Origin of the sequence: Streptoverticillium olivoreticuli subsp. olivoreticuli (genome assembly GCF_003391135.1) — a bacterium.
GTDB lineage: Bacteria > Actinomycetota > Actinomycetes > Streptomycetales > Streptomycetaceae > Streptomyces > Streptomyces blastmyceticus.
Genome location: NZ_CP031455.1, coordinates 3184270 through 3207285, shown reverse-complemented (window position 1 = coordinate 3207285; position 23016 = coordinate 3184270). Strand labels below are relative to the sequence as shown.

The following is a 23016-nucleotide window of genomic DNA, read 5'->3' as shown; positions in this document are numbered from 1 at the left end:
CCCCGGCAGCACTCCCGAACGGACGGAGGTAATTCCCAGTGATCGCTCTGTCCCTCGCCGAGATCGCCGCCATTGTCGGCGGGCAGCAGCACGACATACCGGACCCGGGCCGCACGGCCGACGGCCCGGTCGTGATCGACTCCCGTGAGGTACGGCCCGGCAGCCTCTTCGCCGCCCTGCCCGGGGACAACGTCGACGGCCACGACTACGCCGAGCGCGCCGTCGCCGCGGGCGCCGTGGCCGTGCTGGCCGCCCGGCCCGTCGGCGTCCCCGCCATCGTCGTCGACGACGTGGTGACCGCCCTGGGCACGCTCGCGCGCGCCGTCGTCGAGCGGCTCGACGCCACCGTCGTCGCGCTCACCGGCTCCGCGGGCAAGACCAGCACCAAGGACCTCATCGCACAGCTCCTGGAGCGCCTCGGCCCCACCGTCGGCCCGCCCGGCAACTTCAACAACGAGATCGGCCTGCCGCTCACCGCGCTGCGCGCGGACGAGGACACCCGCCACCTCGTCCTGGAGATGGGCGCCCGCGGCATCGGCCACATCCGCTACCTCGCCGAGCTCACCCCACCGCGCATCGGACTCGTCCTCAACGTCGGCACCGCCCACATCGGCGAGTTCGGCGGCCGCGAGCAGATCGCCCGGGCCAAGGGCGAGCTGGTCGAGGTGCTGCCGACGGCCGAGGAGGGCGGCGTCGCCGTCCTCAACGCCGACGACCCGCTGGTCCGCGCCATGAGCAGCCGTACCAAGGCCCGCATCGTCCTCTTCGGCGAGGCCGCCGACGCGGACATCCGCGCCGAGGACGTCCGCCTCACCGCGACCGGACAGCCCGCCTTCACGCTTCACACACCCACCGGGTGCGGGGACGTGACCATGCGGCTGTACGGTGAGCACCACGTGTCGAACGCGCTCGCCGCCGCCGCCGTCGCCCATGAGCTGGGCATGCCCGCACAGGAGATCGCCACCGCGCTCTCCGGGGCGGGCCAGCTCTCCCGCTGGCGGATGGAGGTCACCGAGCGTGCGGACGGCGTGACGATCGTCAACGACGCCTACAACGCGAACCCCGAATCCATGCGAGCCGCGCTGCGCGCGCTGGCCGCCATGGGACAGGCCGCCACGGCGAAGGGGGGCCGCACGTGGGCCGTGCTCGGTCAGATGGCCGAGCTCGGTGACGACGCGCTCGCCGAGCACGACGCGGTCGGACGGCTCGCCGTCCGGCTCAACGTCAGCAAGCTCGTGGCAGTCGGGGGCAGGGAAGCGGCCTGGCTGCAGATGGGCGCCTATAACGAGGGTTCGTGGGGTGAGGAGTCGGTGCACGTGTCCGACGTGCAGGCGGCGGTCGACCTGTTGCGCAGCGAGCTGCGCCCGGGTGACGTCGTGCTGTTGAAGGCGTCCAGGTCGGCCGGTCTCGAGCGGGTCGCCCAAGCGCTGCTCGCGGGCGAGGGCGAGGGTGCCCGCTGATGAACCAGATCCTCTTCGCGGGTGTCATCGGTCTCGTCCTGACCCTGGTCGGCACCCCGCTGCTGATCAAGTTCCTGGCCCGCAAGGGCTACGGCCAGTTCATCCGTGACGACGGCCCGCGCGGCCACGCCGGGAAGAAGGGCACGCCCACCATGGGTGGCATCGCCTTCATCCTGGCCACGCTCATCGCGTACGCCGTCACCAAGGTCATCACCAGCAAGGAGCCGACGACGTCGGGCCTGCTGGTGCTGTTCCTGACGGCGGGCATGGGCCTCGTCGGCTTCCTCGACGACTACATCAAGATCGTCAAGCAGCGGAGCCTGGGCCTGCGCGCCAAGGCCAAGATGGCCGGACAGCTGATCGTCGGCATCGCCTTCGCCGTGCTGGCGCTCCAGTTCGCGGACACCCGCGGCCAGACCCCGGCCTCCACCCGGCTCTCCTTCACCCAGGACTTCGGCTGGTCGGTCGGCCCGGTCATCTTCGTCGTCTGGGCGCTGTTCATGATCCTCGCGATGTCGAACGGCGTGAACCTCACCGACGGCCTCGACGGCCTCGCCACCGGCGCGTCCGTGATGGTCTTCGGCGCCTACGTCTTCATCGGCACCTGGCAGCACGGCCAGTCCTGCGGCAACCCGCTGACCGCCGGCGCCGCCTGCTACGAGGTGCGCGACCCGCTCGACCTCGCCGTGGTCGCCTCGGCCCTGATGGGCTCCTGCTTCGGCTTCCTGTGGTGGAACACCTCGCCCGCCAAGATCTTCATGGGCGACACCGGCTCGCTCGCCCTCGGCGGCGCGCTGGCGGGACTGGCCATCTGCTCCCGCACCGAGCTGCTGCTGGCCCTCCTCGGCGGCCTGTTCGTCCTGATCACCATGTCCGTGGTCATCCAGGTCGGCTCCTTCCGGATGACCGGGAAGCGCGTCTTCCGGATGGCCCCGCTCCAGCACCACTTCGAACTCAAGGGGTGGAGCGAGGTCCTTGTGGTGGTCCGGTTCTGGATCATCCAGGGCCTGTGCGTCGCCGTCGGTCTCGGAATCTTCTACGCCGGATGGTTGGCCATCAAGTGATCCCCGCCCCGAACAGCACGGCCTGGACCGGCAAGCACATCACCGTCGCCGGCCTCGGCGTGAGCGGCGTCAGCGCCGCCCGCGCCCTGGCCGGTCTCGGCGCCCTGGTGACCGTCGTGGACGGCGGCGACAGCGAGGCGCTGCGCGAGCGCGCCGCCGCCCTCCGGGCGGAGGGCGTCACCGTCCGTCTCGGTGACGCCACCACCCTGCCCGAGGGCACCGGACTGGTCGTCACCTCGCCGGGCTGGAAGCCCGACAGCCCGCTCTTCACGGCCGCGGCCGGGGCGGGCGTCGACGTGGTCGGCGACGTCGAGATCGCCTGGCGGCTGCGCGGCGAGGGCGCCGCGCCGTGGCTCGCCGTCACGGGCACCAACGGCAAGACCACGACCGTCCAGATGCTCGCCGCCATCCTGGAGGCCGCCGGACTGCGCACCGCCGCCGTCGGCAACATCGGCACGCCGATCATCGACGTCGTGCTCTCCGACGAGCCCTACGACGTCCTCGCCGTCGAGCTCTCCAGCTACCAGCTGCACTGGGCGCCCTCCGTGCGCGCCCACTCCGCGGCCGTCCTCAACCTCGCGCCCGACCACCTCGACTGGCACGGCTCCATGCAGGCGTACGCCGCCGACAAGGGCCACATCTACGAGGGCAACCAGGTCGCCTGCGTCTACAACGCCTCCGACGCCCGTACCGAGCACCTGGTGCGCGAGGCGGACGTCGAGGAGGGCTGCCGCGCGATCGGCTTCACCCTCGGCCCGCCCGGCCTGTCCATGCTCGGCGTCGTCGACGGCATCCTCGTCGACCGGGCCTTCGTCGCGGACCGGCAGAAGAACGCCCAGGAGCTCGCCGAGGTCTCCGACATCAAGCCGGCGGCCCCGCACAACATCGCCAACGCCCTCGCGGCCGCCGCCCTCGCCCGCGCCTTCGGCGTCCAGCCCGCGGCCGTACGGGACGGGCTGCGCGCCTTCCGGCCGGACGCCCACCGCATCGCCCACGTCGCGGACGTCGACGGCGTCGCCTACGTGGACGACTCCAAGGCCACCAACACCCACGCCGCCCAGGCGTCCCTGGCGGCCTACGACTCGATCGTGTGGATCGCGGGCGGCCTCGCCAAGGGCGCCACCTTCGACGACCTCGTGGCCAGGTCCGCGAAGCGGCTGCGCGGAGTCGTCCTCATCGGCGCCGACCGGGCGCTGATCGCCCAAGCGCTGGCGCGACACGCCCCGGATGTCCCGGTGGTCGACCTCGACCGGACCGACACTGGGGCGATGGCCGCGGCGGTGCAGGAGGCCGCGCGGCTCGCCGGCCCGGGGGACACCGTACTCATGGCCCCGGCCTGCGCCTCGATGGATATGTTCGTCAACTACAACAAGCGCGGCGAGGCATTCGCCGAGGCGGTCCGGGCCCTGGCCGGCTCGGAGCCGGGCCGCGGCACGGACGAGTAGCCGCACGGTCCCCAAGGTCCTCGGTGATCTCCCGGAAATCACCGGAGACTCCGGCGGCGTGACCGGGCGGCGCGGGAGACCAGCGAAGGGGACACCCGGATGCACGCGGATCACATCGCGCGGCCGCCCGGCGCGTGGACGGCGCTGCGCGGCCCCGTCGCGCGCTCCCGGCCCGCGGGGACGGCCCGCCCCCGCCCCGCTGCGGGCCGTGGGCGCACGGGCGGCCCCGGCGGGCCCCGGCGGCCGCGCGGCACCCTGCTGGGCGGCCTGCGGACCCTCCACGGCCGCGCCAGGCGCGCCTGGGACCGCCCCCTGACGGCGTACTACCTCGTCCTGGGCGGCTCCCTGCTGATCATCGTCCTCGGCCTGGTGATGGTCTACTCCGCCTCCCAGATCAAGGCGCTGCAGAACGGCCTGCCCCCCAGCTTCTTCTTCCGCAAGCAGCTGCTGGCCGCCGCCATCGGCGCCGTGCTGCTGCTCGCGGCCGCGCGGATGCCCGTGCGGCTGCTGCGGGCCTTCGCCTATCCCGCGCTCGCCGGGTCGCTCTTCCTGCTCTGCCTGGTGCAGGTGCCCGGCATCGGGGAGACCATCAACGGCAACACCAACTGGATCGCCCTGGGCGGCCCCTTCCAGATGCAGCCCAGCGAGTTCGCCAAGCTGGCGCTGGTGCTGTGGGGCGCCGACCTGCTCGCCCGCAAACAGGCCAAGAAGCTGCTCACCCAGTGGAAGCACCTGCTCGTGCCCCTGGTGCCCGTCACCTTCGTGCTGCTCGGGCTCATCATGCTGGGCGGTGACATGGGGACCACCGTCGTCCTCACCGCGGTGCTGCTGGGGCTGCTGTGGATCGCGGGAGCCCCCACCCGGCTCTTCTCCGGGGTGTTCGGCGTCACCGCCCTGCTCGCGGTGCTGTTCATCAAGACCAGTGCCAACCGGATGTCCCGCCTCGCCTGCATCGGTGCCACCGACCCCGGCACCAATGACCAGTGCTGGCAGGCGGTGCACGGAATCTACGCGCTGGCCAACGGAGGCTGGTTCGGTGCCGGCCTCGGTGCGAGTGTGGAGAAATGGGGCGAACTCCCAGAACCCCACACCGACTTCATCTTCGCCATCACCGGCGAGGAGCTCGGTCTGGCGGGGACGCTGTCCGTACTCGCCCTCTTCGCGGCTCTAGGCTATGCGGGTATCCGCGTGGCCGGACGCACGGAGGACCCCTTCGTGAGGTACGCCGCGGGAGGTGTGACCACCTGGATCATGGCTCAGGCCGTGGTCAACATCGGTGCGGTGCTCGGCCTGCTGCCGATCGCCGGTGTCCCCCTGCCGCTGTTCTCCTACGGAGGGTCCGCCCTGCTGCCGACCATGTTCGCCATCGGACTGCTGATCGCCTTCGCGCGCGACGAACCCGGTGCGCGGGCGGCGCTGGCCATGCGGCAGCCTGGGGTGAGATGGAAGACGATGAGACGGCGCGTCAAGAAGCGACCGTCCGGAGAGCGGTGAATTTCGGTGCATGTCGTACTCGCCGGCGGGGGGACCGCCGGCCACATCGAGCCCGCGCTCGCCCTCGCGGACGCCCTGCGCAGGCAGGACCCGACCGTGGGGATCACGGCGCTCGGCACGGAGCGGGGCCTGGAGACCCGGCTCGTGCCCGAGCGGGGCTATGAGCTGGGCCTGATCCCCGCCGTCCCCCTGCCGCGCAAGCCCACACCAGAGCTGATCACCGTCCCCGGGCGGCTGCGCGGCACGATCAAGGCCGCCGAGCAGATCCTCGAGCGCACCAAGGCGGACTGCGTGGTCGGCTTCGGCGGCTATGTGGCGCTGCCCGGCTACCTGGCCGCCAAGCGGCTCGGCGTGCCGATCATCGTGCACGAGGCCAACGCGCGCCCCGGCCTCGCCAACAAGATCGGCTCGCGCTACGCCGCCGGGGTCGCGGTGTCCACGCCGGACAGCAAGCTGCGCAACGCCCGCTATGTGGGCATCCCGCTGCGCCGCACCATCGCCACCCTCGACCGCGGCGCCGCCCGGCCGGAGGCGCGGGCCTACTTCGGGCTCGACCCCAGCCTGCCGACCCTGCTGGTCTCCGGCGGTTCGCAGGGTGCCCGCAGGCTCAACGAGGTCGTCCAGGCCGTCGCCCCGGCGCTCCAGCGCTCCGGCATCCAGATCCTGCACGCGGTCGGTCCGAAGAACGACCTGCCGCATGTGGACAACATGCCCGGTATGCCGCCCTATGTCCCGGTACCGTACGTGGACCGGATGGATCTCGCGTACGCCGCGGCCGACATGATGCTCTGCCGCGCGGGTGCGATGACCGTCGCCGAGCTGTCCGCCGTCGGGCTCCCGGCCGCCTACGTCCCGCTGCCCATCGGCAACGGCGAACAGCGGCTCAACGCCCAGCCGGTGGTCAAGGCGGGCGGCGGCCTGCTGGTCGACGACGCCGAGCTGAGCCCCGAATGGGTGCAGAGCCAGGTACTCCCGGTGCTCGCCGACCCGCACCGGCTGTACGAGATGTCCCGCGCCGCCTCCGAGTTCGGGCGGCGCGACGCCGACGAGCTGCTCGTCGGCATGGTCTATGAGGCGATTGCCGCACGCAGGGCGGGCTGAGGGCCCGCGGGAGCAGGAGGCTGGGGAGCGTGGCCGGACCGACGACCGCTCAGCGCGGTGGCTCGAAGAGCAAGAACGCGAAGAGCGGGAAATCGGTGCGGTCCGGCCCCTCCCGGCCCGCCGCCGGGCGCGCCCCGCGCCGCTCCCGGCCCACGCGCCGCCGCCGGATCGTCTTCTGGGTGGTCGTCACCACGCTCGCCGGCTCAGCCGTCGGCTGGGCGTTCTACGGCTCCAGCTGGCTGCGCGCCACGCAGGTGGACGTCAGCGGCGCGCGCGTGCTGACCCCCGAAGAGGTACGGGCGGCGGCCGCCACCCCCCTCGGCGAGCCCCTCGTCTCGGTGGACACCGACGCCATCGCGGACCGGCTGCGCAAGGCGCTGCCGAGGATCGACACGGTCTCCGTCGAACGGTCCTGGCCGCACACGATCGACCTGAAAGTGGTCGAGCGACAGCCCAGGGCGATCGTCGAAAAGGGCGGAAAGTTCATCGAAATCGACGGTACGGGCGTGCGGTTCGCCACAGTCGACCGCGCCCCGCAGAGCGTGCCACGGCTGTCCGTGGAGGCCGCCGACTCGCCGAGCCTGCGCCGCTTCGGCACCGGGCGCCTGGAGCGGGAGGGCGTACGGGTGGCCGAGTCGCTGCCCGACGGGGTGCGCGCGGACACCCGCGTCATCCACGTACGCTCGTACGACTCCATCACCCTCGATCTGACGGGTGGTCGGACGGTGGTCTGGGGGAGCGGCGAGCGGGGCGACGCGAAAGCCCGTACGCTCACGGCATTGCTGAAAGCGGCGCGGGGTGCCGGTCGCTTCGATGTGAGCGCCCCCAGCGCTCCGGCGGTGTCGGGGAGTTGACGGGCCGAAGGGTCGGACAGCACCCTGACTGGCTACGGCTATGGGTGATCACATAGGGTGAAAAGAAAAACGGGAGGTTCGGCGTGTTCGTTGAACACGCGCCACTTGTCGACTTAGTGTCCTGTTCGGAGAACCCCGGCGAACAGCGGCACCGGTAACCCTAAACTTCACGTTGAGGGTTCGGGTCGGCATGAGAACCGTCCCCCAGGCATACGTAACTCGAGGCGAGAGGCCTTCGACGTGGCAGCACCGCAGAACTACCTCGCAGTCATCAAGGTCGTCGGTATCGGCGGCGGTGGCGTGAACGCCATCAACCGGATGATCGAGGTCGGTCTCAAGGGCGTCGAGTTCATCGCGATCAATACCGATGCGCAGGCCCTGCTGATGAGCGACGCCGACGTCAAGCTGGACGTCGGCCGTGAGCTCACCCGCGGCCTCGGCGCCGGCGCCAACCCCGATGTCGGCCGCAAGGCGGCCGAAGACCACCGCGAGGAGATCGAGGAGGTCCTCAAGGGGGCCGACATGGTCTTCGTGACCGCGGGCGAGGGCGGCGGCACCGGCACCGGTGGCGCCCCCGTCGTCGCCAACATCGCCCGCTCGCTGGGCGCCCTGACGATCGGTGTGGTCACCCGGCCGTTCACCTTCGAGGGCCGCCGCCGGGCGAACCAGGCGGAGGACGGCATCGCGGGTCTGCGCGACGAGGTCGACACCCTCATCGTGATCCCCAACGACCGACTCCTGTCCATCTCGGACCGTCAGGTGAGCGTGCTCGACGCGTTCAAGTCCGCGGACCAGGTGCTGCTGTCGGGTGTCCAGGGCATCACCGACCTCATCACCACCCCCGGCCTGATCAACCTCGACTTCGCCGACGTCAAGTCCGTGATGTCCGAGGCCGGATCGGCGCTCATGGGGATCGGCTCCGCCCGCGGCGACGACCGCGCGGTGGCCGCCGCGGAGATGGCGATCTCCTCGCCGCTCCTGGAGGCGTCCATCGACGGCGCCCGTGGTGTGCTGCTCTCCATCTCCGGCGGCTCCGACCTCGGTCTCTTCGAGATCAACGAGGCGGCGCAGCTGGTCAGCGAGGCGGCCCACCCCGAGGCCAACATCATCTTCGGCGCCGTCATCGACGACGCCCTCGGTGACGAGGTCCGGGTCACGGTCATCGCGGCCGGCTTCGACGGCGGGCAGCCGCCGGCCAAGGGCAGCCGCGACAAGGTGCTCGGCTCCTCCTACGGCAACGGCCGTGAGGAGAGCACCGCGTCGGCCGCGGCCCCGCGCCAGTCCCCTCAGGCCGAGCCGGTCCGCTCCTCCTTCGGCGGTCTCGGCAGCGTGACCCCGCGCACCGAGGAGCCCTCGGGCACCGAGTCGCCGGTCGGCGAGGTCCCCCCGCCGCCGGTGTCCTCCCCGCAGGTCCCGCCGGCCCGGCCCTACCAGGACTCGACCGCCGAGGAACTCGACGTCCCGGACTTCCTCAAGTAGGACCCGCGACCGAGCGGCCCAAAGTGATAGGGCATCAACACGCAGTGACATCCGAACAGCACGCGAGCGGCGCGCACTTCGCCTTCACCGACAGGTGGGGCGGGGTGAGCGCCGCTCCGTATGACGAGCTCAACCTGGGCGGCGCGGTCGGTGACGACCCCGCCGCCGTGCGCGCCAACCGGGAGCGGACCGCGAAGTCGCTCGGCCTCGACCCGGCGGCGGTCGTCTGGATGAACCAGGTGCACGGCCGGGACGTGGCCGTGGTCGACGGACCGTGGGGTGCCGGCGGCACCGAGGAGATTCCCGCGGTCGACGGAGTGGTGACGGCCCGTCGCGGCCTGGCACTCGCGGTGCTCACCGCGGACTGCACCCCGGTCCTGCTCGCCGACCCGGTCGCCGGGATCACGGGCGCGGCCCACGCCGGCCGCCCGGGACTGGTCGCCGGAGTCGTCCCCGCCACCGTCGAGGCGATGATCGCGCTGGGTGCCGACCCCGCCCGGATCATCGCCCACACCGGCCCCTCGGTCTGCGGCTTCTGCTACGAGGTGCCCGAGGCGATGCGCGCCGAGGTCACCGCGGCCGTGGCCGAGGCCTGGGCCACCACCCGCAAGGGCACCCCGGCGGTGGACGTCGCCGCGGGGGTTTGTGCACAACTGCACCGACTTGGTGTGAATATCAGCGGACAATCTCACATTTGTACGCTGGAGTCGGCAGACCACTTCTCGTACCGACGCGAGCACGTCACCGGGCGGCTCGCGAGCTATGTCTGGTTGGACGCTGAGCTGTGACGGACCGCAGAACGGAACTGGCCGCCAATCTGGCGCGCGTGGAGGAACGTATCTCCGCAGCGTGCGCCGCGGCCGGACGCGAGCGCGAAGAAGTGACCCTCGTCGTGGTCACCAAGACCTACCCCGCGAGCGATGTGCGCCTTCTCTCGGAACTGGGGGTCCGGCACGTCGCGGAGAACCGCGACCAGGACGCCGCCCCCAAGGCCGCCGAGTGCGCGGATCTGCCACTGACCTGGCACTTCGTCGGACAATTGCAGACGAACAAGGTCCGTTCGGTGGTGAGTTATGCCGATGTGGTGCACTCTGTCGACCGAATCAGACTGGTCACCGCCCTCTCCGCCGTGGCCGTTCGAGCCGGACGCGAGCTGGACTGCCTGATCCAGGTGGCTCTTGACGCGGAGTCGGGAGAGCGGGGCGACCGGGGTGGTGTCGCGCCGGACGGGGTCGCCGTCCTCGCGGACGCGATCGCCGCCGCCGAAGGGCTGCGTCCCGCCGGTCTGATGACGGTCGCTCCGCTCGCCGGCCCTTACGCGGGACGGCCCCGGGCGGCATTCGACCGGCTGATGGAAATCTCAACGGGCCTGCGCGCGGCCCATCCTGCTGCGAACATGGTGTCAGCAGGGATGAGCGCGGACCTGGATGACGCCGTGGCAGCCGGGGCGACACATGTACGTGTCGGATCGGCGGTACTCGGAGTCCGACCCGGGCTCGGGTAACGTCGCCAAGAAGTCGGACCACAGCAGAAAATATGGTCAATCCCACCAAAAGGTGGGCAGACCAAGTGGATCCAAGGCGCCGTTGACGGAGCCGATCCACCACAGAGCGGAGGACGCAGAGAATGGCCGGCGCGATGCGCAAGATGGCGGTCTACCTCGGCCTCGTGGAGGACGATGGGTACGACGGCCCGGGGTTCGACCCCGATGACGAGTTCGAGCCCGAGCCGGAGCCCGACCGACGCAGGCAGCAGCATCAGTCCCAACAGACGCAACCGGACGAACCGGTTCGAGTCGCCCAGCCGCCGGCACAGCGCGAACCCGCTCCGCTCGTAGCGGAAACGGGACGACCCGCCCGAATCGCCCCCGTGGCGTCCATCACACCCGAACGCCACTCTCTGGAGAAGAACGCACCGGTGATCATGCCCAAGGTTGTGTCCGAGCGGGAGCCCTACCGCATCACGACATTGCACCCCCGGACCTACAACGAGGCCCGTACCATCGGGGAACACTTCCGCGAGGGCACCCCCGTGATCATGAATCTCACGGAGATGGACGACACGGACGCGAAGCGACTTGTCGACTTCGCCGCCGGTCTGGTCTTCGGACTCCACGGCAGCATCGAGCGGGTGACGCAGAAGGTGTTCCTGCTGTCTCCTGCTAACGTCGATGTCACGGCGGAGGACAAGGCCCGCATCGCAGAGGGTGGGTTCTTCAATCAGAGCTGAGACGCAAAACCGGTCAATGCCGGATGAATGACGGCCCGACAGGCCGGGTACGAGCAAGGGGAGAGGGAAGCGCGAGATGGGCATCGCACTACAGGTGATCTACATCGCGTTGTACTGCTTCCTGTTCGTGCTGATCTTCCGGCTGGTGATGGATTACGTCTTCCAGTTCGCACGCTCATGGCAACCCGGTAAGGCGATGGTGGTCGTCCTTGAGGCCACCTACACTGTCACCGATCCGCCACTCAAGCTTCTGCGGCGGGTCATCCCGCCGCTGCGTCTCGGGGGCGTGGCGCTCGACCTGTCCTTCTTCGTACTGATGATCATCGTCTACATCCTGATCACCGTCGTGAGCCGGCTGTGAACGCGGCTGTGAACGATACGGTCTTGCCGATTGCCGACGACTACGTTGAGGTGAAGAAGAGATGCCGTTGACCCCCGAGGATGTGCGGAACAAGCAGTTCACGACCGTCCGTCTCCGAGAAGGCTATGACGAGGACGAGGTCGATGCCTTTCTAGACGAGGTCGAGGCCGAACTGACCCGACTGCTCCGGGAGAACGAGGACCTGCGCGCGAAGCTGGCCGCCGCCACGCGTGCCGCCGCGCAGAACCAGCAGCAGGGAATGCGCAAGCCCGAGCCGCAGGACCAGCGGCCCGGCGCTCCGGTGCCCGCTGCCATATCCGGACCGCAGCCGGTGCCGCAGCAACAGCAGATGGGCGGCCCGCCGCAGCTGCCGGGCGGTGCCCCGCAGCTTCCGGCAGGCCCCGGCGGTCACGGCCACGGTCCCCAGGGCCCGCACGGTCCCGGCCCGATGGGACAGAACGGTCCGATGGGTGGCCCGATGGGCGGCCCCATGGGACAGAACGGCCCGATGGGCCAGAACGGCATGGGTCAGAACGGAATGGGGCAGAACGGCCCCATGGGTCAGAACGCCATGGGCCAGAACGGCCCGATGGGCGGCCCCGGCCCGCAGCTGCCCCAGCCGGGTCAGGGACCGGGCGGTGACAGCGCCGCTCGTGTGCTGTCGCTCGCTCAGCAGACCGCCGACCAGGCGATCGCGGAGGCCCGTTCCGAGGCCAACAAGATCGTCGGCGAGGCGCGCAGCAGGGCCGAGGGTCTGGAGCGGGACGCCCGCGCCAAGGCCGACGCCCTGGAGCGGGACGCGCAGGAGAAGCACCGTGTCGCGATGGGCTCCCTGGAGTCCGCCCGCGCCACGCTGGAGCGCAAGGTCGAGGACCTGCGCGGCTTCGAGCGCGAGTACCGCACGCGTCTGAAGTCCTACCTGGAGAGCCAGCTGCGTCAGCTGGAGAACCAGGCGGACGACTCGCTGGCCCCGCCGCGCAACCCCAACACCCCGTCGCTGCCCGCGGCCCCGTCGATGAGCGGGTCCATGGCCTCGGCAGGTGCGGGCATGGGTGGCCACAGCATGGGCGGCAACCCGTCCATGGGCGGTAACACCTCCATGGGTGGCAACACCTCGATGGGTGCTCCGTCGTACGGCGGCCAGCAGCAGATGTCCCCGGCGATGACCCAGCCGATGGCACCGGTCCGGCCCCAGGGCCAGCAGCCGATGCAGCAGGCGCCGTCGCCGATGCGCGGCTTCCTGATCGACGAGGACGACAACTAAGCCGCGGCGCCGCCGTCGGCAATCAGCGGGCCGGGCCCGGGACATCTGTCCCGGGCCCGGCCCGTTTCCCGTATGTCCCCCACAGGGTGGAACGCACAGCGAAGAGCCGGCCGTCCGGGAGCACGCAGCTCCCGGACGACCGGCTCTTGTGGGTTCGTTACGCCTTGCGGAGGCGGAACGTCAGACCGAGGCCCTCGTCCTCGAACGACTCGCCGTAGGAGTCGTCGGCCCCGCCGGATACGCCGTGCTCGTTCAAGAAGGCCGTGGCGAGCACCTCGTCCGCGATGAGCCCGGAGTGCTCGACCAGCGCGGTGGTGGTCTCCTCGTCCGAGGAGACCCAGCGCAGGGCGATCCGGTCGGCGACGTCGAGGCCGCTGTTCTTGCGGGCCTCCTGGATCAGCCGGATCGCGTCACGGGCCAGGCCCGCGCGGCGCAGCTCCGGGGTGATCTCCAGGTCGAGGGCCACCGTCGCGCCCGAGTCGGAGGCCACCGACCAGCCCTCGCGCGGGGTTTCGGTGATGATGACCTCGTCGGGGGAGAGCGTCACGGTCTCGCCGTCCACGGCCACGGACGCGGTGCCCGCGCGCAGGGCCAGCGACAGCGCCGCGGCGTCCGCCTCGGCGACGGCCTTGGCCACGGCCTGGACGCCCTTGCCGAACCGGCGGCCGAGCGCCCGGAAGTTGGCCTTCGCGGTGGTGTCGACCAGCGAGCCCCCCACCTCCGAGAGGGAGGCGAGCGAGGAGACGTTCAGCTCCTCGGTGATCTGGGCGCGCAGCTCCGGGCCCAGGGCCTCGAAGCCGGCGGCCGCGACCAGCGCGCGGGACAGCGGCTGCCGGGTCTTGACGCCGGACTCCGCGCGGGTGGCGCGGCCCAGCTCGACCAGGCGCCGCACGAGCAGCATCTGCTGGGACAGCTCGGGGTCGATCAGGGCGGTGTCGGCCTGCGGCCAGGTCGCCAGGTGCACCGACTCGGGGGCCTCCGGGTCCACCGGGACCACGAGATCCTGCCATACGCGCTCGGTGATGAACGGCACCAGGGGCGCCATCAGCCGGGTGACCGTCTCGACGACCTCGTGCAGGGTGCGCAGCGCGGCCGCGTCACCCTGCCAGAACCGGCGGCGGCAGCGCCGCACGTACCAGTTCGACAGGTCGTCCACGAAGGAGGACAGCAGCTTGCCCGCGCGCTGGGTGTCGTAGGACTCCAGGGCCTGGGTGACCTGGTCGGTCAGCGCGTTGAGCTCGCTGAGCAGCCAGCGGTCGATCAGCGGGCGGTCGGCCGGGGCCGGGTCGGACGCGGAGGGCGCCCAGCCGGACGTCCGGGCGTAGAGCGCCTGGAAGGCGACCGTGTTCCAGTAGGTGAGGAGCGTCTTGCGGACGACCTCCTGGATCGTGCCGTGCCCGACGCGGCGCGCGGCCCACGGGGAGCCGCCGGCGGCCATGAACCAGCGGACGGCGTCGGCGCCGTGCTGGTCCATCAGCGGGATCGGCTGGAGGATGTTGCCCAGGTGCTTGGACATCTTCCGGCCGTCCTCGGCGAGGATGTGGCCGAGGCAGACCACGTTCTCGTACGACGACTTGTCGAAGACGAGGGTGCCCACGGCCATCAGGGTGTAGAACCAGCCGCGGGTCTGGTCGATGGCCTCCGAGATGAACTGCGCCGGGTAGCGCTTCTCGAAGAGCTCCTTGTTCTTGTACGGGTAGCCCCACTGCGCGAAGGGCATGGAACCCGAGTCGTACCAGGCGTCGATGACCTCCGGCACGCGGACGGCGGTGTGCGAGCAGCCGTCGGCGGTGCAGGTGAAGGTGACGTCGTCGATGTACGGGCGGTGCGGGTCCAGCGCGCTCTGGTCGCTGCCGGTCAGCTCGGTCAGCTCGGCCAGCGAGCCGACGCAGGTGAGGTGGTCGTCCTCGCAGCGCCAGATCGGCAGCGGGGTGCCCCAGTAGCGGTTGCGGGAGAGCGCCCAGTCGATGTTGTTGTTCAGCCAGTCGCCGAAGCGGCCGTGCTTGACCGACTCCGGGAACCAGTTGGTCTTCTCGTTCTCCTGGAGCAGCCGGTCCTTGACGGCCGTGGTGCGGATGTACCAGGAGGGCTGCGCGTAGTAGAGCAGCGCGGTGTGGCAGCGCCAGCAGTGCGGGTAGCTGTGCTCGTACGCCACGTGCTTGAAGAGCAGGCCGCGCGCGGACAGGTCCTCGACCAGCGCCTCGTCGGCCTTCTTGAAGAACTGGCCGCCGACGAGGGCGAGGCCCTCCTCGAAGGTGCCGTCCGGGCGGACGGGGTTGACGACCGGCAGGCCGTAGCCGCGGCAGGTGCGGAGGTCGTCCTCACCGAAGGCGGGGGCCTGGTGGACCAGGCCGGTGCCGTCCTCCGTCGTCACGTACTCGGCGTTGACGACGAAGTTGGCGCCCTCCAGCTCGACCAGGTCGAACGGGCGGCGGTAGGTCCAGCGCTCCATCTCGCGGCCGGTGAAGGACTCACCGGTGGCCGTCCAGCCCTCGCCCAGGGCCTTCTCCAGCAGCGGCTCGGCGACGACGAGCTTCTCCGTGCCGTCCGTCGCGACGACGTAGCGGACGTCGGGGTGCGCGGCGACGGCGGTGTTGGAGACCAGGGTCCAGGGGGTGGTCGTCCAGATGACCAGCGCGGCCTCGCCCGCGAGCGGGCCCGAGGTCAGCGGCAGGCGGACGTAGACGGAGGGGTCGACGACCGTCTCGTAGCCCTGCGCGAGCTCGTGGTCCGACAGGCCGGTGCCGCAGCGGGGGCACCAGGGGGCGACGCGGTGGTCCTGGACCAGCAGGCCCTTGTTGAAGATCTCCTTCAGTGACCACCACACGGACTGGACGTACTCCGGGTCCATCGTGCGGTACGCGTCGTCGAGGTCGACCCAATAGCCCATGCGGGTGGTGAGCTCGGCGAAGGCGTCCGTGTGCCGGGTCACCGACTCGCGGCACTTGGCGTTGAACTCCGCGATGCCGTACTTCTCGATGTCCTGCTTGCCGTTGAAGCCCAGCTCCTTCTCGACCGCGAGCTCGACCGGCAGGCCGTGGCAGTCCCAGCCGGCCTTGCGGCCGACGTGGTAGCCCTGCATCGTGCGGAAGCGGGGGAAGACGTCCTTGAAGACGCGGGCCTCGATGTGGTGGGCACCGGGCATGCCGTTGGCGGTCGGGGGGCCCTCGTAGAACACCCACTCGGGGCGGCCCTCGGACTCTTCGAGGCTACGGGCGAAAACCTTGCTCTCGCGCCAGAAATCGAGCACGGCGTGCTCGAGCGCGGGCAGGTCCACCTGAGCGGGTACCTGGTGGTACTGCGGCTGCGGACTCATCGGGTGCTTCCTCCGGCGGGACGTCATTGCGCTGTCCGTCGGAGGGACGAGAGCCGTTGCACGGTGCTCCCGCGGTACCACCCTCCTTGGCCGCGGGCTCGCGCCCGTGGCCCCCTCATTGGGCCGCGATGCCGGTTCTACTGACCTGCCGGGCGGACCCGGGGCGTTCTTCCGGCGGCTCAGGGCTGATCTTCACACCGCGCACGCCCCCGGGCTCCCACCGTCCCCGAGTCGCTCCTGGCTGCGTGCGGCGCTACTCGTCCCTTCCACGCCTCTCGCTGCGCCCAGTGTACGGGCCCGCGACGACAACGGCCCACCGGATATCGGCGGGGGCCGTGCGGGCGCTGATTACAGGGCCGGGGGCGGGGCACAACGGTGGAGACCGGCGTGCCCCGTTGCCGCGTGCCCGATGGAGACTTATCGTTCCGGCACGATTCGCGCGCTAGATCATAAAATGTGAAGGGGTCGCGGCCATGGTGGCGAAGAAGACCGCTCCAGCGAAGAAGGCCGCCCCGGCGAAGGCGGCGGGGACCGCGCCCGCGGAGAAGGCCGCGCCGGCCGGGAAGACGGCATCGGCGAAGAAGACGGCGCCCAGGAAGACCACGGCGAAGAAGGCCGTGGTGGCGAAGAAGGCCGCGCCCGCGAAGGCGGTGGCCAAGAAGACGGCACCCGCCAAGAAGGCCACCGCTCCGGCGGCGGCCGCAGCCGCCAAGAAGACCGCCAAGGCCGCGCCCGCGCGGAAACCCGCCGCGCCGCCCGCCCCCGGAGAGCTCGCCGTACGGCCCGGGGAGGAGCCCTGGTCGCCCGCGGAGGTCGCGGAGGCGCGCTCGGAGCTGCAGAGCGAGGTGCTGCGGCTGCGGGCCGAGATCGCCGCCTCCGAGGAGGCGATCAGCGGGCTGATGCGCGACTCGGGCGACGGCGCCGGCGACGACCAGGCGGACACCGGCACCAAGAACATCACCCGTGAGCACGAGCTGGCCCTGGCCGCCAACGCCCAGGAGATGCTGCTGCAGACCGAGCACGCCCTGGAGCGGCTCGACGCCGGTACGTACGGGCTCTGCGACAACTGCGGCAAGCCCATCGGCAAGGCCCGCATGCAGGCGTTTCCCCGGGCCACCCTGTGTGTGGAGTGCAAGCAGCGCCAGGAACGCCGCTGACCCGCGCCCGCGCGCGTGCCGTACCCTCGTCCTCAGTCAGGGTGGCCCTGACAACCCCATCGAGCGCGGGACGACGTCGAAGGACTCACGTGACAGAGGCGGAACAGACCACCGGCACGCCCGGAAGCGGGGCGGCGGCCGACGCGCCCGGCGGAGTCAAGGGCGGGCGGCGCATCGGGGCCCTCCTCGTGGTGGCCGCCTTCGCCTACCTCCTCGATCTGGGCAGCAAGCTGCTCGTGGTCGCCAAGCTGGAGCACCACGACGCGATCGAGGTCTTCGGCACCTGGCTGCAGTTCGAGGTGATCCGCAACCGCGGCGCGGCCTTCGGCATCGGTGAGGCCATGACGATCGTCTTCACGGTCATCGCGTCCGCCGTGATCGTGGTCATCGCCCGGATCGCCCGCAAGCTCTACAGCCTGCCCTGGGCGATCGCGCTCGGCCTGCTGCTCGGCGGCGCGCTCGGCAACCTCACCGACCGGCTCTTCCGCTCGCCCGGCGGCTTCGAGGGCGGCGTGGTGGACTTCATCGCCCCCGCGCACTTCGCGGTCTTCAACCTCGCGGACTCCGCGATCGTCTGCGGCGGCTTCCTGATCGTGATCCTCTCCTTCCGCGGCCTGGACCCGGACGGCACGGTCCACAACGACTGAGGGCGCTCCGCCGGGGTCCGCACGGACGCTGCCGTGCGGGCCTGTCGGACCCGTCCGTCATACTCGACGGGTGAGCACCATTCCCGAGATCCGCGCCCTGCCCGTACCCGATGGCCTCGAAGGCGAGCGCGTCGACGCCGCCATCGCCCGTATGTTCGGCTTCTCCCGCACCAAGGCGGCCGAGCTGGCGGCCGCGGGCAAGGTCCAGCTCGACGGGGCCGAGGCCGGGAAGTCCGACCGGGTGACCGGCGGGGCCTGGCTGGAGGTCGAGATGCCGGCCGCCCCCGCGCCCGTGCAGATCGTCGCCGAGCCCGTCGAGGGCATGGAGATCATCCATGACGACGACGACATCGTGGTGATCGTCAAGCCCGTCGGCGTGGCCGCGCACCCCAGCCCCGGCTGGACCGGCCCCACCGTCATCGGCGGCCTCGCCGCCGCGGGCTACCGCATCTCCACCTCGGGCGCGGCCGAGCGCCAGGGCATCGTGCACCGCCTGGACGTCGGCACCTCCGGCCTGATGGTCGTCGCCAAGTCCGAGCGCGCCTACACCCTGCTCAAGCAGCAGTTCCGCGAGCGCACGGTCGACAAGCGCTACCACACGCTGGTCCAGGGCCACCCGGACCCGATGAGCGGCACCATCGACGCCCCCATCGGCCGCCACCCCAACCACGACTACAAGTGGGCGGTCACCGCCGACGGCAAGCCGTCCGTGACGCACTACGACCTCATCGAGGCGTTCCGCGCCGCCAGCCTCCTCGACGTCAAGCTCGAGACCGGGCGCACGCACCAGATCCGCGTGCACATGGCCGCGCACCGGCACCCCTGCGTGGGCGACCTCACCTACGGCGCCGACCCGACGCTCGCCAAGCGGCTCAAGCTCACCCGCCAGTGGCTGCACGCCGTCCGGCTGGGCTTCGAGCACCCCGAGGACGGGCGCTGGGTGGAGTTCGAGAGCGAGTATCCGGAGGACCTGCGGCACGCCCTGGAGATCATCCGGGCCGAGAGCTCATGAGCGCGGCGGCGCCCGTGACCGTCCGCGTCGTCGCCCCCGACGACCTGGGCGGCTGCCACGCGGTGCGCCGTGAGGTCTTCGTGGCCGAGCAGGGCGTCCCGGAGGCCGAGGAGATGGACGCGTACGACGCGCACGCCGTCCACTTCCTGGCCTCCGGCCCGGCCGGGCCCGTCGGCACGGTCCGCTTCCTGCACGGCGCGCCCGCCCGGAAGAAGTACGGCCACGCGGGTGTGACCGACGACGCCACGGCCGTCCTCGGCCGGCTCGCGGTCGGCCGTGCGGCGCGCGGCACGGGGCTGGGGGCGATCCTCGTCCGGGCCGTGGAGGAGGAGGCCCGGCAGCTGGGGCTGACCCGGGTGTATCTGGAGGCGCAGACGCATGCGCTCGGCTTCTACGAGCGGCTGGGGTATGCGGCGCACGGCCCGGAGTTCGACGAGGGCAGCGGGATTCCGCACCGGGCGATGACGAAGGCGCTCTGACAGCACGGTGACCGGGGCGCCTGCGGCGGGCTTGTTCCCCAGCCCCGCCCCGAAGCACGCTTCGCGCACTGTCCTCAAATGCCGGACGGGCTGAATTCAGCCCGTCCGGCATTTGAGGACGCGGCCGCAGGCCGCTCCCGCCGCTGGGGGCACCTCCCAGCGGTAGCTGGGGGAGGCAACGGTGCCGCACCACGCCCCGCATGACACGCTTGGCTTGATCGAAGTGTCGGCTCGCCCGCCCGGAGGGCAACCGTGGATCAGCTCGCCCTGCTGTTCGTCCTGCTCATCGGCGCCGTCGTCATGGTGCCGTTCGCGGATCGGCTGGGGCTGCCGTCGCCGGTGCTGATGACGCTGGGCGGAATCGTCCTCGCCCTGCTGCCCTTCGTCCCCAATGTGGACGTACCGCCGGAATTTATTCTTCCGCTGTTGCTGCCGCCCCTGCTCTACGCCTCGGTGCAGCGCACCTCCTGGCGTCAGTTCACCGCCAACCTGCGGCCGATCCTGCTGCTCGCGGTCGCGCTCGTCTTCGTGACCACCGCGGCCGTCGCCGTCGTGGCCAACGCCGTCGTGCCCGGCATCTCCGTGGCCGCGGCCGTCGCGCTCGGCGCGCTCGTCGCCCCGCCCGACCCGGTCGCCGCCACCGCCGTCGCGGGCTCGCTCGGGCTGCCGCGCCGCCTGGTGTCGATCCTGGAGGGCGAGGGCCTCTTCAACGACGTCACCGCCATCGTGCTCTACCACGTGGCCATCGCCGCGGCCGTGAGCGGCAGCTTCTCCCTGCCGAAGGCCTTCGGGGAACTGGTGCTGTCCGCCGTGGTGGCCGTGGCCGTCGGGCTCGCGCTCGGCTGGGCCGCCAAGCGGCTGATGGACATCCTCGGCGACGCCACGCTCCAGATCGGCCTGACGCTGCTGGTCCCCTTCGTCTCGTACGTCCTGGCGGAGGAGTTCATGGGCTCCGGGGTGCTCGCGGTGCTCACCACCGCGCTCTTCCTCGCGGAGTACGCCATGGACGCCGACGACGTCCTCGGGCGGCTCGCCGGGCACACCTTCTGGGAGGTCGTCGACACCCTCGTCACCGGCGTCGCCTTCGGCCTCATCGGCCTCGAACTCCACCATGTCTTCGGCACCGGCGGCGGCCGCTGGGGCGAGATGCTGACGATCAGCGCCGCCGTCATCGGGGTCGTCGTGGGCGTCCGGCTGCTGTGGCTGCTGCCCGCCGCCTGGCTGGCGAAGAAGCTGCACAGCCGCCGGGACATCGACGAGGACATCCCCTTGAGCTGGCGCGAGACCGTGATCATGTGGTGGTCGGGGATGCGCGGGGTCGCGTCCGTCGCCCTGGCCCTCGCGATCCCCCTCCACATGGACGACGGTTCGCCCTTCCCCGCCCGCGACGAGATCCTCTTCATCGCCTTCGCCGTCATCATGGCCACCCTCGTCGTCCAGGGCCTGACCCTGCCCCGCCTGGTCCGGATCCTCGGCGTGCAGTCCGACGCCGACGCCGAGCGGGAATTCGCCCGCCGGCTCGCCATCCGCGCCGCCAAGGCCGCCAAACTCCGGCTCCTGGAGATCGAGCAGGACGAGGAGCTCCCCGACGACCTCGTGGAGCAGCTCAAGCGGCGCGCGTACGACGTCGGTGCCCGCATCAGCCCCGACATGCTGGACGAGGAACGGCGCGAGGCCCACGCCCAGCGCGTCGAACGGATCCGCACCGTCCAGCGCATCCAGAGCGAGATGCTCTCCGCGGCCCGCCACGAGGTGCTCGGCGCCCGCAGCGAACCCGGCGCCGACCCCGAGGTGGTCGACCGGGTGCTGCGCCACCTGGACGTACGGAGCCTGCGCGGCGGCTGACGGTCAGGACGCCCCGGGGCCCTCCGGCGCGTCCGTCACGCCCGGCGCGGGCGCGGTGTTCACCCGCGGCAGCGCGTACGGGTGCTCCCGCCGCAGCCACGCGATCAGCTGCTCCCGCACCACACAGCGCAGGGCCCATATGTCGTCGGCGTCCTTCGCGGTCACCAGCGCCCGCACCTGGATCGTGGTCGGCGTGGTGTCGGTGACCACCAGGCTCCAGTTCCGCTCGTCCCACTCCAGGGACGCCTTGAGCACCTGGTGCAGATGCTCGCGCATGAGGTCGATGGGGGCCGAGTGGTCGAGGTGGAGGAAGACCGTGCCGGTCATCCGGGGGTTGTTGCGCGACCAGTTCTCGAACGGCCTGCCCGTGAAGTACGACACCGGCATCGTGATGCGCCGCTCGTCCCAGGTGGTCACCACCAGATAGGTGAGCGTGATCTCCTCGACCTTGCCCCACTCGCCGCCGACCACGACCGTGTCGCCGATGCGCACCACGTCGCCGAAGGCGATCTGGAGCCCCGCGAAGAGATTCCCCAGCGTCGACTGGGCGGCCACACCGGCGACGATGCCGATCAGACCGGCCGAGGCCAGCATCGAGGTCCCCACCGTCTTCATGTCGGGGAAGGTCAGCAGCATCGCCGCCACCGCCACCACACAGACGGCCGCGGTGACGATCCGCTGGATCAGCGTCACCTGCGTACGCACCCTGCGCACCCGGGCCGGGTCGGGCGCCCCGGCGGCGTAGCGCGCGTACATGGCCTCGACGACGGCCACCGCCAGCCGCACCACCAGCCAGGCGCACGCCCCGATCAGCACCAGGCTCAGCACCTGGCCGACCGCCTTCCGATGCCACTCCGTGAGACCGGCCGCGGGGTAACTGGCACGCAGCAGGGCCGCGCACAGCACCAGCCGGAACGGGAACCGGGCGCGGCGCAGCAGGCCCCACAGCGGGGTGTCGGGTCTGCGGGCGTCGATCCGGCGCAGCACCTGGTCCGCGATCCACCCCACGATCACGGTGACGACCAGTGCACCGCCGATGACGGACAGCGGACGCAGTACGCCCTCCATGGACACCTCAGCTCCTTCCGGCCGGGCCGTGGCTCACCGGTGGGCGCTTCCCTCCGACCGCAACTGGCACGATGGGGGCACGCGATCCACCTGTAAGGAAGTGACTCCAGTGGCGTCCTCTACCACGATTGTCCTTTTTCATTCGGCCTACGGCCTCCGGCCCGCCGTGCACGCCGCCGCGGAGCGACTGCGCGCCGCCGGGCACGAAGTGCACGTACCGGACCTCTACGACGGCCGGACGGCGGACACCGTCGAGGAGGGCATGGCGATCAAGGACGAGATCGGCAAGGAGGAGCTGCTGAAGCGCGCCATCACGGCGGCGGCGCCCCTGTCGGACCGCGGACTGGTCTACGCCGGGTTCTCGCTCGGCGGGTCGATCGCGCAGAACCTGGCCCTGGGCGACGAGAAGGCGCGGGGGCTGCTGCTCCTGCACGGCACGTCCGATCTCGCCGAGGACGCGTCCGTGGACGAGCTGCCCGTGCAGCTGCATGTGGCGGACCCGGATCCGTTCGAGCCGCATGACTGGCTGAACGCGTGGTACCTGCGGATGCGGCGGGCCGGGGCGGAGGTGGAGGTCCACCGCTATGCGGGGGCGGGGCATCTCTTCACGGATCCGGAGCTTGCGGACTACGACGCGGAGGCTGCGGATTCCGCTTGGCGGGTGGCGCTGGGGTTCCTGGCGGAGGTCGCGGAGGGTTAGGCGGCGGGCCGCTTGTTCTCAGACACCGGACGGGCTGATTT

20 protein-coding genes are annotated in these 23016 nt (G+C 71.2%); 18 read left to right on the top strand and 2 right to left on the bottom strand.

The window, feature by feature from the left end:
- The first annotated feature begins 38 nt into the window (after positions 1-38).
- The 12 genes from DXZ73_RS13570 (at position 39) to DXZ73_RS13515 (ending at position 12751) form a co-directional block, all read left to right on the top strand.
- On the top strand, positions 39-1460 hold the full coding sequence (locus DXZ73_RS13570) for a UDP-N-acetylmuramoyl-tripeptide--D-alanyl-D-alanine ligase (protein WP_116211251.1): 1422 nt from the start codon (positions 39-41) through the stop codon (positions 1458-1460).
- Complete coding sequence (gene mraY, locus DXZ73_RS13565) at positions 1460-2524, top strand: phospho-N-acetylmuramoyl-pentapeptide-transferase (protein WP_116211250.1); 1065 nt, start codon at positions 1460-1462, stop codon at positions 2522-2524. Before DXZ73_RS13570 ends, mraY begins: the two co-directional genes overlap by 1 nt.
- A complete protein-coding gene (gene murD / locus DXZ73_RS13560; protein ID WP_240351730.1) occupies positions 2524-3969 on the top strand; it encodes a UDP-N-acetylmuramoyl-L-alanine--D-glutamate ligase in 1446 nt (481 codons plus the stop codon). The genes mraY and murD overlap by 1 nt, the downstream gene beginning before the upstream one ends.
- Positions 3970-4068: 99 nt before the next feature.
- A complete protein-coding gene (gene ftsW, locus DXZ73_RS13555) occupies positions 4069-5463 on the top strand; it encodes a putative lipid II flippase FtsW (protein WP_116211248.1) in 1395 nt (464 codons plus the stop codon).
- A gap of 6 nt (positions 5464-5469) precedes the next feature.
- Positions 5470-6564, top strand: a complete 1095-nt coding sequence (gene murG, locus DXZ73_RS13550) for an undecaprenyldiphospho-muramoylpentapeptide beta-N-acetylglucosaminyltransferase (RefSeq protein ID WP_116211247.1) — start codon at positions 5470-5472, stop codon at positions 6562-6564.
- A gap of 29 nt (positions 6565-6593) precedes the next feature.
- Positions 6594-7418 (top strand): cell division protein FtsQ/DivIB, encoded by an 825-nt coding sequence (locus DXZ73_RS13545; protein ID WP_116211246.1) that lies wholly within the window; start codon positions 6594-6596, stop codon positions 7416-7418.
- A gap of 240 nt (positions 7419-7658) precedes the next feature.
- Entirely contained in the window at positions 7659-8897 is a 1239-nt protein-coding gene (gene ftsZ, locus DXZ73_RS13540; protein ID WP_116211245.1) for a cell division protein FtsZ, read from the top strand.
- Between the two features lie 23 nt (positions 8898-8920).
- Positions 8921-9685 carry a peptidoglycan editing factor PgeF gene (pgeF, locus tag DXZ73_RS13535; RefSeq protein ID WP_425315831.1) on the top strand — a complete coding sequence of 255 codons (765 nt, stop codon included), beginning with the start codon at positions 8921-8923 and terminating at the stop codon, positions 9683-9685.
- On the top strand, positions 9682-10401 hold the full coding sequence (locus DXZ73_RS13530) for a YggS family pyridoxal phosphate-dependent enzyme (protein ID WP_116211243.1): 720 nt from the start codon (positions 9682-9684) through the stop codon (positions 10399-10401). The genes pgeF and DXZ73_RS13530 overlap by 4 nt, the downstream gene beginning before the upstream one ends.
- Positions 10402-10523: 122 nt before the next feature.
- Positions 10524-11126 carry a cell division protein SepF gene (locus DXZ73_RS13525; RefSeq protein ID WP_087928499.1) on the top strand — a complete coding sequence of 201 codons (603 nt, stop codon included), beginning with the start codon at positions 10524-10526 and terminating at the stop codon, positions 11124-11126.
- Between the two features lie 76 nt (positions 11127-11202).
- On the top strand, positions 11203-11487 hold the full coding sequence (locus DXZ73_RS13520) for a YggT family protein (protein ID WP_116211242.1): 285 nt from the start codon (positions 11203-11205) through the stop codon (positions 11485-11487).
- 61 nt (positions 11488-11548) lie between these two features.
- A complete protein-coding gene (locus tag DXZ73_RS13515) occupies positions 11549-12751 on the top strand; it encodes a DivIVA domain-containing protein (protein ID WP_116211241.1) in 1203 nt (400 codons plus the stop codon).
- Between the two features lie 157 nt (positions 12752-12908).
- Here DXZ73_RS13515 and ileS read toward each other — a convergent pair whose 3' ends face one another.
- The gene (ileS, locus tag DXZ73_RS13510; protein WP_116211240.1) at positions 12909-16067 is read right to left on the bottom strand and encodes an isoleucine--tRNA ligase; all 3159 of its coding nucleotides are present in this window, start codon (positions 16065-16067) and stop codon (positions 12909-12911) included.
- Between the two features lie 473 nt (positions 16068-16540).
- Between ileS and DXZ73_RS13500 the strand changes: the two genes are divergently transcribed.
- The 5 genes from DXZ73_RS13500 to DXZ73_RS13480 all read left to right on the top strand — a co-directional run bounded on the left by DXZ73_RS13500 (position 16541) and on the right by DXZ73_RS13480 (position 21207).
- Entirely contained in the window at positions 16541-17224 is a 684-nt protein-coding gene (locus DXZ73_RS13500; RefSeq protein ID WP_116211239.1) for a TraR/DksA family transcriptional regulator, read from the top strand.
- Positions 17225-17313: 89 nt separating this feature from the next.
- On the top strand, positions 17314-17871 hold the full coding sequence (lspA, locus tag DXZ73_RS13495; protein ID WP_116211238.1) for a signal peptidase II: 558 nt from the start codon (positions 17314-17316) through the stop codon (positions 17869-17871).
- A 70-nt stretch (positions 17872-17941) separates the two neighbouring features.
- Positions 17942-18883, top strand: a complete 942-nt coding sequence (locus DXZ73_RS13490) for an RluA family pseudouridine synthase (protein WP_116211237.1) — start codon at positions 17942-17944, stop codon at positions 18881-18883.
- Positions 18880-19362: a GNAT family N-acetyltransferase gene (locus tag DXZ73_RS13485; protein ID WP_116211236.1), complete on the top strand. Its 483-nt coding sequence runs from the start codon at positions 18880-18882 to the stop codon at positions 19360-19362. The genes DXZ73_RS13490 and DXZ73_RS13485 overlap by 4 nt, the downstream gene beginning before the upstream one ends.
- A 252-nt stretch (positions 19363-19614) precedes the next feature.
- Positions 19615-21207 (top strand): Na+/H+ antiporter, encoded by a 1593-nt coding sequence (locus DXZ73_RS13480; RefSeq protein WP_116211235.1) that lies wholly within the window; start codon positions 19615-19617, stop codon positions 21205-21207.
- A 3-nt stretch (positions 21208-21210) separates the two neighbouring features.
- Here the strand turns inward: DXZ73_RS13480 and DXZ73_RS13475 are convergent, their stop codons facing one another.
- Complete coding sequence (locus DXZ73_RS13475; protein ID WP_116215599.1) at positions 21211-22275, bottom strand: mechanosensitive ion channel family protein; 1065 nt, start codon at positions 22273-22275, stop codon at positions 21211-21213.
- 109 nt (positions 22276-22384) lie between these two features.
- Here DXZ73_RS13475 and DXZ73_RS13470 point away from each other — a divergent pair, with 109 nt between their 5' ends.
- Positions 22385-22975: a dienelactone hydrolase family protein gene (locus tag DXZ73_RS13470; RefSeq protein ID WP_116211234.1), complete on the top strand. Its 591-nt coding sequence runs from the start codon at positions 22385-22387 to the stop codon at positions 22973-22975.
- Positions 22976-23016: the final 41 nt, after the last annotated feature.

What these genes read in the sequence shown, in the direction of transcription:
- DXZ73_RS13525 (WP_087928499.1), top strand. Translation starts at nt 10,524, where the DNA reads ATGGCCGGCGCGATGCGCAAGATGGCGGTCTACCTCGGCCTCGTGGAG.
- DXZ73_RS13485 (WP_116211236.1), top strand. Translation starts at nt 18,880, where the DNA reads ATGAGCGCGGCGGCGCCCGTGACCGTCCGCGTCGTCGCCCCCGACGAC.
- ftsW (WP_116211248.1), top strand. Translation starts at nt 4,069, where the DNA reads ATGCACGCGGATCACATCGCGCGGCCGCCCGGCGCGTGGACGGCGCTG.
- DXZ73_RS13500 (WP_116211239.1), top strand. Translation starts at nt 16,541, where the DNA reads ATGGTGGCGAAGAAGACCGCTCCAGCGAAGAAGGCCGCCCCGGCGAAG.
- DXZ73_RS13475 (WP_116215599.1), bottom strand. Translation starts at nt 22,275, where the DNA reads ATGGAGGGCGTACTGCGTCCGCTGTCCGTCATCGGCGGTGCACTGGTC.
- DXZ73_RS13515 (WP_116211241.1), top strand. Translation starts at nt 11,549, where the DNA reads ATGCCGTTGACCCCCGAGGATGTGCGGAACAAGCAGTTCACGACCGTC.
- DXZ73_RS13520 (WP_116211242.1), top strand. Translation starts at nt 11,203, where the DNA reads ATGGGCATCGCACTACAGGTGATCTACATCGCGTTGTACTGCTTCCTG.
- mraY (WP_116211250.1), top strand. Translation starts at nt 1,460, where the DNA reads ATGAACCAGATCCTCTTCGCGGGTGTCATCGGTCTCGTCCTGACCCTG.
- ileS (WP_116211240.1), bottom strand. Translation starts at nt 16,067, where the DNA reads ATGAGTCCGCAGCCGCAGTACCACCAGGTACCCGCTCAGGTGGACCTG.